The sequence below is a fragment of the Plastoroseomonas hellenica genome (assembly GCF_018129085.1).
Lineage (GTDB): Bacteria > Pseudomonadota > Alphaproteobacteria > Acetobacterales > Acetobacteraceae > Plastoroseomonas > Plastoroseomonas hellenica.
Genome location: NZ_JAAGBB010000099.1, coordinates 1 through 10,820, shown reverse-complemented (window position 1 = coordinate 10,820; position 10,820 = coordinate 1). Strand labels below are relative to the sequence as shown.

The following is a 10,820-nucleotide window of genomic DNA, read 5'->3' as shown; positions in this document are numbered from 1 at the left end:
GTTGAAGGTGAGCGGGCCGGTGGCGGCGCCGATCGCGTTGTCGGCGGCGATCGCGAGCACGCCCTGGGTGATGATGGTGCCGCCGGAATAGGTGTTCCCGCCCACGGCGGCAGGCGCCAGGGTCAGCACGCCGGCGCCGGTCTTCTCGACCGCGCCGGTGCCGGTGATCAGGCCGGCATAGGTGCCGTCGTCGGTCTGGGCGAAGCGAACCAGGCCGTTGTCGGTGATCGCCTGCGGCAGGACCTGGGCACGGCCCTGCAGGGTGCCGGCCGGGTTGACGGACACGCTGCCCGCATAGGCCGAATTGTCGCCGGTGATGATCAGCGTGCCGGCATCGACGATGACGGCGGTCGGGCCGGTGATGGCGCCGGTGATGGTCCAGGTGCCGCTGTCGTTCTTGGTGAGCAGTTCGAAACCCGCGAAGGTGCCCGAAATGGCATCGCTGCCGGTGCCGCTGAGGACGACATTGTCGGAGCCGCCGCCGCCCGACAGGGTCCCTGTAATCTGCGAGCCGGTGAAGATGTGCAGGAAATCATCGCCATCGGCAAAGACCAGGTCGCCGATGACCTGCCCGTGGTTGGTGAAGTCGATGGTCGCCGTGCCGCTTACGCCAAGCACGGCCCCAGGCGCCTGGATCACGCCGGTGGCGTTGTTGACGATGGTGTTCACGCCGGTCGAGCTCTGGATCCAGATCGCGGCGGCATTGAAAGCGCGGATCAGGCCGTTATTGGTGACGGTGTTGTTGCCGCCCTGCAGGTTGATGGCCTCGCCCGATCCCTGTGTGCCCAGCGCCAGCACCGAGCCGCCTTGGTCGATCGTGATCGTGCCGCGGCTCCGGACCTCGATGGTGTTGCCGCCGGTGCCGTAGCCGCCAGCGGTTGCCACGGCGGTCGCGCTGACGGTCGCACCCGACGACACCGTGATATTGGCGCCGTCGCGCAGGCTGATCGCCGGGCTATCACCGACGGCCACGCTTGCATTCGACTGAACCAGCACCGTGGTGCCATCGCCCGCCGGCGCGTCCCCGCCGCCGATGATCGTCGACTGCGGCGTCGTGGCGTCGCAGGTGATCGTCGTGCCGTTCGTGACGCAGGCTGCCGATGCCGGCGCCATGCCGAATGCGATCAGAACCGATGGCGCGACCAGAGCGACGTATTTGAGGTTGTGCATGCGGGCATTGGCCCCTGAAGCAGATGCGGCGGTCACCAGTTCTCTCCCGACGTGGCTCTCCGTGCTGATCGCTGGGGTCTCAACACGAGCTGGCCACCCGGTACGGTCTGCCTTCGCCGCCAGCAAGTAGCCGCTACGCGTGATGATAAGAATGCGAGGGGCCTGTGGCTTAACGGCGACAATAGCGCCAGCTCCCGTAGTACTCGTGAACTCAACTGGAAGTAGCGTAAGCCCTGACCGTGCTTAATTGCCGTAAGCTTTACTATAGTTCGGTTTCAAAATAAAATTATGCTCGGAAACGTATACTATTTTACCGGCACTGCTGGATTTTACAGTGTTATAGACAGGCAGCGCGCCGGGTGCATACGTCCCTGAACAGTTGACAGAAGCTGGCGCTGGCGCCTGGAGCGGCCCCGGACTTAGCGGCGGCGGCGGAGCCGCCGCTATTTTTTCGTGCAACCAAGACCACCGGCACAACCAGCGGATCAGATCGCATCGGCGATGCCACCCGCTCCGCTTGCGAGCGCGAGCCAGGCGCTCTCCAATGACGGAGCGCCGCTGCCCGGCGCGACCGCGGCGCGGGCACCGATTCTCCCATGGGCACGAGACCCGCGCCGGCCGCCGCGACGGCGACGGCCGGGCCGCCTGTTGACGTCGAGGCGGTTCTCGCCGGAATGGCCGCAGGCGATGGGCGCAACTTGGACTGGGGGCGCTCGCTGCTGGGGCGCGATCGTAGTTTCGCGGCGGCGCAAGGCGTTCGCGGAGGAGTTGCCCTATTCCGGGATCGGTGCGGCGGCACCATCGCCGCAGGGCGGCTTCCGCTCTCGCACCAGCCGCATCCCGACTCGCTATTCGAGAGACGTCAGCCGCATCCAGCGTCGCCGTAGCGGCTCCGGCGGTGCGCCCTCCTCGACCCAACGCCAAGCCTGGCTGCAGATGGCAAGGGGTGTGGGCCGGAAGGGTGCGGCGTAGGCGGCGGCGTCCTCGGCACAGCGTGCCCAGGCGGCCCCGCGGTTCGACGCCTCGCGCAAGCGGACCGCCACTGCCATCCCATAGAGCTGGCTGACCACGAAACCGAAGCCACCGTAAGGCGCGGTGCCGCCCGCACCCGCCAGCGCTTCCACGTCCGGGCGGCGAAGCAGGGCCAGCGCCTGCGGCAGCGCACTCGGCGCGCGTGGATTCAGCGTCAGGGCATAGGCGACGATCAAGGCAGGGACATCAGCATCCTCCGGTGCAGGCCCGGCCTGGGCCAGCAAAGCCTCGGCCGCCTGCCGGCGCAGGGCGTGGCGCTGCTCGGCAGACACCGCCCCGGCCGACAAGGAATTGCAGCCGATAGCGCATTGCCGCAGCGCCGCCGGCTCGCCGGCCCGTACCCGCGCCTGCATCTCGGCGAAGCGGCGGCGGTCGGCGGCATCCTGGCCAACGCCGTCCAGCAGCAGCACCGGAGCGGCCACCGGCGCCAGCAGCAAGGCACCGGCCGCCATCGGCGCGTCGCAGGGCGTCGCACGGCCAGAGAGCAGGTTGCAGTCGCTGCCGCAGCCCGACAGCAGCAGGGCCGAAAGGAGAAGCGATGGGTGGCATGACATCGACCGCAGGGTCACAGGGCCAGCGCGTCGGCCTCCCAGGAGCCGCGCACGAAATCGAGCACCTCGAACTTGCCGCCGTCAGCCCATAAAATGCACAGCAGCTTCGTCCCGGCGCGCCATACTTCGAGCCCGTAGGGCAGCCCCGGCCGCGTGTGCTGCCGTTCGACTGCGTGCCGGTACCCCGGGGAGGATGCCTCCTCCGGGGAAAGGTCGTTGAACGGGGTCCAGTGTTCCACGGTCCAGGCTCCGGTCCGCAGCGACAAGAGCCGGATAGCGTCGCGCTGGAGTTCCAGGGTACCGCCTTCCCGGACAAGCGGCAGAAGATGATCGCGGATGGCCAGAGCCTGGTCATCGCCGGAAGACACGAGCGTCAGGTTCATGCGTCCCTCCCACCCAGGGCGGTCGACGCCGTCGGCGATCCGAGCGGCGCCAAGCTTACATAGCCGCGGTGATCTCGATGGGCTCCACGCTGATCCAGCCGCTGTCGTCGGACAGCAGGTGAGCGATCGGGGGCCCACATCCCGGGCCACACTCCAGGACCGTGCACGGGGAGTGCGCTTTAGCGCGCGAAGGCACCCTCGAGCTTCTCCAACATGGCCTCCTCGGCCGCCGACACTTTCGGGGCAAGGCCGAGAAAGCCGCCCGCCGCCTCCGCCACGCGCCGGGCACGGCCAAGGACATGGAGCTGTAGCGTGTGCCGAGCATCTTCCTCGAGATTGGCGGATGTGCCGCGGATGTAGTCCGTCCAGGTTTCCAGGAGATGCGGCCCAGGCGGCTTGGCGAGCCACTGGGTCAGGAGCTGGTAGCCGGGCCCGGCTGGGTCCAGCCCGGTGCCGCTCGCGGCGGAGAGCAGCGCTGCGCGCTCCTTCTCGTCGAGCGATCCATCGGCCCAGGCGACGGCCACCAGCGGGACGAGCGTCAGCGCCGCCAAGGTGTCGCTCTCGATTCCGGAGGCGACGAGCTTCTCCAGAAGGGCGTCATCGATGATTCCAGAGGCCGCAGAGAGCGCCTGCTTCCGGACGCCCGATTCGTTGCGCGTCCGCAGGCGGTGGATCAGTTCGGCATCCTGCCGCGCGAAGAAGGCCTCCTCCAGCGCGCGCCGGCGGATGTCCAGGACGTCGTCACTCATTTCACCGCTCCATACTGGTGGAGGCGATGTTGGGGCGGGGTCGCTGCATTACACGGGGGGATTGATGCAATCTCACCGGCACCGCTCTCGGCCGTGTGGCGTTTCATGGCATTTCGGGGGTTCGGAAACCCCGGGGAGGCCGGGTCGCCATGGATGGGCTACCAGTTGAAGCGGATGCCGATGCTGCCCTGGGTCGCGGTCTGGCGGCTGTCGCCGCCGAGCGACCAGCGGTAATCGGCATGCGCGTAGAAGCTGGTGGTCTGGTTCACCCGCGCGGTGATCCCCGCGCCCACCTCCAGCGCCGTCTCCCCGAAGCTGCTCTCGATCGGCGCCGAGTTGCCGAAGCGGATCCGGTCAGAGCCCGAGAAGGCGTGCCACAGGTTCACCTTGGCGTAGGGCTGCCACAGCGTGCGCTCGTCGCGGCCGGTGTATTGCAGCCGCGCGCCGAGCCGCCCCGTCACCGCGTCATCCTCGTCCCAGTCGACGCTCGAGAACTGGTCGCGCGCGCGGTCGATCGAGACGCTCTGCCAGATCACCTGCGCCTGCGGCTCGATCTGCCAGCGCCCGGCCTGGCCGAAGCGGATCGGGTAGCCCGCCTCCAGCGACGCCGCATAGCCGGTGCCGTTGGTGCTGATCCCGGCACCGAAATCCGAGCTCGCCTTCACGTCGAACCAGTTCGCCTGGAACACCGCATCGATATACCAGCCGCTCGGGCCGAAATGCGTCCAGTAGGCGCCGACCGAGGGCCCGCTCATCAGCAACCGGCCGACGCGCTGCTGCCGGCCGATCGCGAAGCCCGAGACGTTGGGCGCGTTGTAGTCGGTGTAGGCGACGTAGATGCCGGCATGGTCGCGGTGGCCGCCGGCATAGGGGTTGGTGCGCAGGATGTCGAAGCCCGCCTGCAGCCCGATGAGGTTGCCGGTGGCGCGCGACGCCGCCGGGCCATCCCAGCGGCTGCGCGCCCGCTCCCCGAAGGCGCGGGCCCAGGCGCCATTGGCGTAGGGGCTGGCGCCCGCGAGGTCGCGGACATTCTCCTGCTCGCCGACCCGCTCATGCAGGCTGCCGATGGAGGCGAGGGTCGCCAGGCCCATCTGCCGCCCGAGCGCCGCGACCGGCGCATAGAGCGGCACCTCCGGCCGGTACAGCGGAATGCCGGGGGAGCCCGGCAGCGCCGGCGTGCCCGGCGAGACCGGCGTGTCCGTCAGGAAGGAGCGGAGATACCAATCGTCCGCGCTGGCATTGCCGCCGCGGAAGAGTTGGTACTCGAAGGCGCCGGCGGCGGCGCGGGTGTCGAGCCGGAAGGCGCCCGCCGCGGTGGTGCCGCCGCTCGCCACCTGCACGACCTGGATGCCCTCGGTGGTCAGCGCGCCGGGCCCGCCGATATTGGTGACGCGGAGGCCGGTGCTGCCGGTGGCGCTGCCGCCCTGGATCACCAGCCGGTCGGAGGCGGAGCTGTCGCCGCCGAGGACGGTGTTCAGCGCCAGGATGCCCCCCTGCCCCACATAGTTGCCGGCGACCGTCAGCCGGGTGCCCGGCGCGCCGCCGAGCGAGACCAGCCCGGCATTGGTCAGCCCCGCGACAGTCTGGTCGAAGCCGGCCAGCGCCAGCGTGCCGGCGGATGCGACCGTCACCGCGGAGGCCGGGCTGAAGGTGTTCGTAGCGCCGGCCTGGAGGGTGCCGGCATTGACGGAGGTCGGGCCGGAGTAGGTGTTGGCGCCGGTGAGCACGGTGGTGCCGGTGCCTTCCTGCCGGACGGCGCCCACGCCGGAGATCACGCCAGGGAAGACCAGCGTGTTGCTGCGATTGAAGACCAGGCTGTGCAGGCTGTTGTTGACGACATTGCCGAGGATGCTGCCGGACGTGCCGCCATTGCCGAGCTGCAGCGTGCCCTGGGTGATGGTGGTGCCGCCGGTATAGGTGTTCTCGCCGGTCAGGATGGTGGTGCCGGTGCCCTCCTGGCGCAGCGCGCCGGTGCCGGAGACGACGCCCGCATAGGTCACGGCGTCGCTGCGGTTGAAGGCCAGCGTGCCGTTGTTCAGCACGTTGCCCACGATGCTGCCGCTGGTGCCGCCGGCGCCGAGCTGGAGCGTGCCGGCGGCGATGGTGGTGCCGCCGGTGTAGGTGTTGGCGGCGGTCAGGATGGTCGTCCCCGCCCCTTCCTGCACCAGCGCGCCGGTGCCGGAGATCGCGCCGGCGAAGGTCACGGCGTCGCTGCGGTTGAAAGCGAGCGTGCCGTTGTTCGCGACATTGCCGGCGATGCTGCCGCTGGTGCCGCCATTGCCGAGCTGCACCCGGCCGCCGGCATTGATCGCGGTGCCGCCGGCATAGCTGTTGGTCCCGGTCAGGATCAGCGTGCCGGGGCCGTCGACGGCCAGCGCGCCGGCGCCGGTGATGCCCTGGGCGATGCTCGTGGTGAAGCCGTTGCTGTCGATGATGCCGCCGGCGGCGGTGATCGCGATCGGCCGCGTCGCCGAGAGGTCGAAGCCGGCATCGAAGCGCAGCGCGCCGCCATTGAGGGTGAGTGCGCCGGTCGCCGCACCGAGCGCCGCGTCCTGCGTGATGGCGAGCGTGCCGGCATTGATCGTGGTGCCGCCGGTATAGGTGCTGGCGCCGGTCAGGATCAGGGTGCCGGTGCCGTTCTGCTGCACGGCGCCGGTGCCGGAGATGACGCCGGTGTAGGTCAGGGTGTCGCTGCGGTTGAAGACGAGCGTGCCGGCATTGGCGATGTCGCCGGCCAGGCTGCCGGAGGTGCCGGCATTGCCGATCTGCAGCGTGCCGTCCTGGAGCTGGAAGGCGCTGGTGATCGTGCTGTCACCCGTCAGGATCCAGGTGCCGGCGCCAATCTTCTCGAAGATGTCGAAGTTGCGGTACTGCCCATCGGGGCCGATGCCGCCACCGAGGATGGCGGTTCCCGTCCCTGCGAGGCGGAGCGTGTCGTTGGGCCGGAGGGCACTGCCGACCACATTGCCCTCGATCACCGATCCCGCCTGCAGCTCCAGGGTGAGCGCGCCGGTCGAGGTCGCGCTCAGGGCGATCGCATCGGCCGAGCCGGCACCGGCCCGGATCGTGCCGCTGTTGCTGATGGTGAGGTTCGTGCCGGAAGCCGACGTGATAATCGCGGGTGCGCCGTTCCCGCCCTCGATCGTGCCGGAATTGATCACGGTAACAGTCCCGCCCCGCGCCGAGATCCCGGCGCCGCCTGCAACAGCACCGGTCAGGTCCGAACCGCCGCGTATCACGTTGGTGTTCGTCACCGTGGCAGGAATGACCGAGTTCAGGAAAATACCGACGCCGGCGACTGCTCCCAGGCTGTTCGCCCCTTGGACGATGCCGTTGTTGACCAGCGAGGCGCCGAGGGCGATCGAGACGCCGGCCCCTGGGGTCAGAGCACCGCTCGTGGTCGCCGTGCCGCTGCCGCCGGTGATCGTGCCGTTGTTGACGAGGATCACAGCGCTGCTTAGCGCGGCACCGACGCCTCCGATGCCCCCGTTGTTCGCACCGCCGCCGGTGATCGTGCCGTTGCTGACGACCGTCGCTGGGCCGCCCAGGACAAGCCCGCCGCCCGCTACGGTGCTGCTCGCGCTGCCGGTGCTGCCGCCGACAAGGGTGCCCGAAATGCTGACTGTCGCCCCGGATACGGTCACCAGTCTAATGGAAGCTCCAGCCCCTGAGGGGTTGTCCGAACTCGACAGGGTGAAGCCCTGGGTGTCGATCGTCAGGGGCTTCGTGACCGTCGGCAGGACCGTATTCGTCACCGCGAAGCTGCCGGTCAGGGTGATCGTCGAGCTCGCATCGGGGCTGTTGCCGGCGTCGATGATCGCCTGGCGCAGTTGCGCATCACTGCCCGCCGTGAAGTTGGCCGCCGCTGCCGGCGGCGCGAGCCAGCAGGCGATGGCCAGCGCGGCGCCGGACGCGCCGGCGAGCAGCCTTGCCCTGCGGGTGACCCACGGACCCAGAGAACCGGCAGCAACACTCGCGTCCATGAGTCTTCCCTGACAAGCTGCGCTTCCAAGTTGCTGGTCTTGCAGGGATGCAACCGTGCAACAAGCCGGCCGGGCCGATGATGAGGCGAGATGGGCGGGAAATCGAGATGGTGTTGCGATGCAGCAACAGCGGCAGCGCCGCCGATTAACCACCCGCTGCGAGAACTGCGCCGAACGTGATGCGCGCTCGTCTTCGGCCGCCTGGATGCCACGGCCGGTCGGCTGAGCGCAGAGGCGTTCGCGCCCTGCCGGTCAGGCGCCCTCCGCGAGCAGCCCCGCCTTGCGGATCAGGTCGGCCAGCGTCCGCGCCTCCATCTTCCGCATCACATTGCCCCGGTGCAGCTTCACGGTGATCTCGGTGATGCCGAGATCGCCCGCGATCTGCTTGTTCATCAGCCCCCGCGCGACGCCATCGAACACCTCCCGCTCCCGCCGCGTCAGGGTCGCGGCCAATGCCGCGACGCGGGCGGCGGCGGCGCGGGCCTCGCGGTGCTCGCGATCCCTGGCGATCGCCGCCGCCACCGCGTCCAGCATGTCCTGGTCGCGCACCGGCTTGGTCAGGAAATCGACGGCGCCCGCCTTCATCGCGCGGACCGACATCGGGATGTCGCCATGGCCGGTCATGAAGATGATCGGCAGGCCGTCGCCGCCGGCCGCGAGCTGCGCCTGCAGGTCGAGCCCGCTGACGCCGGGCAGGCGCACATCCAGCACCAGGCAGCCGGGGCGGGCGGAGAGCCCCGCCTCCAGCAGCGCGAGCGTCGAGGCGAAGCCCATGGCATCGATGCCGACCGAGCGCAGCAGGTCCAGCATCGCCTCCCGGATCGCGGGGTCGTCGTCGACGACGCGGACCAGCGGCTGCTCCGCGGCGCGGGGCGGCGCGGGCCTGGCCATGCTCAGGCGGCCTGCCGGGCGGCGGCGGGCAGCAGGCAGTCGAAGACCGCGCCGCCATCCGCGCGGTTGCGCACCGAGAGCGACCCGCCCGCGGCCTCGATCGCCGCGCGGCAGATCGCGAGGCCGAGGCCCATGCCATCCGCCTTGGTCGTGAAGAAGGGATCGAAGAGCTTCGGCAGGTCTTCCTCCCGGATGCCGGTGCCGCGATCGGCGACGGAGATCAGGACATGATCCGCATCCGCCGCCTCGATCGCAAGAGTGAGCTCGCGCAGCGCGGCCGGGCGCTGGGCCATGGCCTGCAGCCCGTTGCCGATCAGGTTGATCAGCACCTGCTGCATCTCGATGCGGCTGGCGCGGATCCCGCCCACGTCAGGCGCGATGCGGGTGGCGACGCGCGCGCCGCTGGCGCCGATCTCGCGGTCCAGCAGGGGCAGCACCTCTTCCAGGAGTTGGCGGGGATCGATGGTCTCGTCCTGCCGCTCGCCCTTCACCAGCATGCCGCGCGTCTTGCGCACCAGCTCGCTCGCGCGCATGCCGTCGCGCACGGTGCGCTCCGCCGCCGCGGAGGCCGAGGCGATGTCGGGCGGGTCGCGCCGCAGCCAGCGCAGGCAGGTCTGGGCATTCATCACCAGCGCGCCGAGCGGCTGGTTCAGCTCATGCGCGATGGAGGCGGAGAGCGCGCCCACCGTCGCCACGCGGGCGGCGCGCGCGAGCTCGGCGCGGGCGGCGAGCAGCGCCTCCTGCGTCTCCTCGCGCGCGGTGATGTCGACCAGGCTGGTGATGACCCGCGACAGGCCGTCACCCTCCTCCGGAAAGGTGATGCCGAGGAGGACGGTGCGCACCCGGCCATCGAGCCCGAGGATGGCGCCGCGCCCCTCGAAGTGGTCGCGCCCGTCCAGGAGCGCCTGCAGCACCTGCACCAGCGCGCCCCGGTCCGGCGGCAGGAAGCGGCCGAGCGGGCCCAGCACATCCGCCCGCCGCTGCGCGCCCATCAGCTCCAGCGTCGCCTCGTTCACGTCGATGGTGACGATCAGCGCGGCGAGGCTGTCGGCGAAGCCCGGATGCCGCCGCGCGTGGTCGGCGAGGTCGGTGACGCCGGCCGCGCGCAGCGCCGCGAGTGCCGGGCCGACCTGGGCATAGTCCTGCTCCCAGAGCGAGAAGCGCGCATTCTCGAAGATCAGGCGGTAGCGCCGCTCGCTCCGCGTCAGGGCCGCATGCGTCGCCATCAGCCTGGCGCGCGATGCCTGGTCGCGCAGCAGCAGCATGGTCGTGATGAGGATGGCGGCGAGTGCGACCGCCAGCCGCAGCACCGCCGAGACATTCGCGCCGAGCCCGTGCGAGATGGCGAAGGAGAGGATCGCGAGGCCCTGGCAGCCGATGCCGGCGAGGATCAGCCCGCGCCGCGTCAGCGGGCGCGCGGCGATCAGCATGACCAGCACATAGAGCACCGCGATCGCGCTCATCAGATCGGTGAAGGTGTCGACCGCGAAGATGAGCAGCGCCAGCGGCGGCGCCGCCAGGTGGTGCCAGTGCGAAGCGGGCCAGCCAGCCATGTCCTGCATCATGCGAAGCCGATCCATCCGAACGCGTCCCGCTTACAGGAAAGCCTGCACCCCGCAGACCTATACCAAAGCATAGCCCACCCCAACGCATCGCCAGCCCGCGCTCCACCTCAGTCGCATGGTTCGCGTGCCGGGCGGCGCCTATCCCTGGCGACGCCGCGGGGATGCGGCGCAACCAGAGGAGATCGGACATGAAGCCCATCATGATGGCGGCGATGCTCTCGCTCGCGAGTTTCGGCCTGGTGCAGGCGCAGCCGGCGCCGCAGGTGCAGCTCGCGGAGCTGGCGTGGCAGCAGCAGCCCGCGCAGGAGCCCGCGCCGACGCCGCAGTGGCAGACCTCGGAGGCCTCGGAGGCCGCGCCGACCCCGCAGGCCGCGCCGGCCCGGCAGGACCCGCTGGCCGCGCAGGCCGACCGCGCCGACACGGGCGTCGTCCCGTCCTCCGAAGGGTCCTTCGCGCGGCAGCAGGCGGCCCAGTACAACCAGGACCCCGGCGAGTG

At 70.2% G+C, this 10,820-nt stretch carries 8 protein-coding genes; 1 reads left to right on the top strand and 7 read right to left on the bottom strand.

Features of this window, described 5'->3' with window-relative positions; all coding sequences use genetic code 11:
* From GXW71_RS33570 to GXW71_RS33540, 7 genes are all read right to left on the bottom strand, one after another.
* Positions 1-1,206 (bottom strand): autotransporter-associated beta strand repeat-containing protein (locus GXW71_RS33570; protein WP_211858273.1); only part of this gene is annotated, 1,206 nt, incomplete at its 3' end.
* Positions 1,207-2,018: 812 nt separating this feature from the next.
* Complete coding sequence (locus GXW71_RS33565) at positions 2,019-2,756, bottom strand: hypothetical protein (protein WP_211858270.1); 738 nt, start codon at positions 2,754-2,756, stop codon at positions 2,019-2,021.
* Between the two features lie 11 nt (positions 2,757-2,767).
* Positions 2,768-3,136 carry a hypothetical protein gene (locus GXW71_RS33560; protein WP_211858268.1) on the bottom strand — a complete coding sequence of 123 codons (369 nt, stop codon included), beginning with the start codon at positions 3,134-3,136 and terminating at the stop codon, positions 2,768-2,770.
* Positions 3,137-3,315: 179 nt separating this feature from the next.
* A complete protein-coding gene (locus tag GXW71_RS33555) occupies positions 3,316-3,885 on the bottom strand; it encodes a hypothetical protein (RefSeq protein ID WP_211858267.1) in 570 nt (189 codons plus the stop codon).
* 158 nt (positions 3,886-4,043) lie between these two features.
* Positions 4,044-7,868, bottom strand: coding sequence for an autotransporter outer membrane beta-barrel domain-containing protein (locus tag GXW71_RS33550; protein WP_211858265.1), 3,825 nt, complete (start codon positions 7,866-7,868; stop codon positions 4,044-4,046).
* Between the two features lie 252 nt (positions 7,869-8,120).
* Positions 8,121-8,759 (bottom strand): response regulator transcription factor, encoded by a 639-nt coding sequence (locus GXW71_RS33545; RefSeq protein WP_211858263.1) that lies wholly within the window; start codon positions 8,757-8,759, stop codon positions 8,121-8,123.
* A gap of 2 nt (positions 8,760-8,761) precedes the next feature.
* Positions 8,762-10,312 (bottom strand): sensor histidine kinase, encoded by a 1,551-nt coding sequence (locus GXW71_RS33540; protein ID WP_246527135.1) that lies wholly within the window; start codon positions 10,310-10,312, stop codon positions 8,762-8,764.
* A 200-nt stretch (positions 10,313-10,512) separates the two neighbouring features.
* Between GXW71_RS33540 and GXW71_RS33535 the strand changes: the two genes are divergently transcribed.
* Positions 10,513-10,820 (top strand): hypothetical protein (locus GXW71_RS33535; protein WP_211858253.1); only part of this gene is annotated, 308 nt, incomplete at its 3' end.